Below are 315 nucleotides of genomic sequence, written 5' to 3' on the forward strand. Positions count from 1 at the left end.
CCTGGATACGATTCTTATCGTGCTGGAATCTACTTCTGTATACAGCGTGCATATTTCAAACTTCCTGTCGACCAGCGAGGTTCTCATGCCCTACAAGCCTTACGTCTTTTGCGTAAACCCAAAAGCCACTTCGAATTACCGAAAGTCCTATATCGGAATGGAAAAGACCGATCCCGCAGATGCATATCTCATCGCTGACTTTGGCAGGGTAGGCCGTACGAAAAAACTGGAGCCATGGCGCGGCGGGCAGTTTATAGCCCTTAAACGCCTTACAAGGCACCGTATGCACCTTTCTGAGTGCATCACCAGGGAGAA

At 49.2% G+C, this 315-nt stretch carries 1 protein-coding gene; it reads left to right on the top strand.

All coding sequences use genetic code 11. The features are described from left to right. On the top strand, positions 1–315 hold a 315-nt coding region (locus tag ASU35_RS17170), incomplete at both ends, for an IS110 family transposase (protein ID WP_156059470.1).

The organism is Acetivibrio ethanolgignens (assembly GCF_001461035.1).
Taxonomy (GTDB): domain Bacteria; phylum Bacillota; class Clostridia; order Lachnospirales; family Lachnospiraceae; genus Velocimicrobium; species Velocimicrobium ethanolgignens.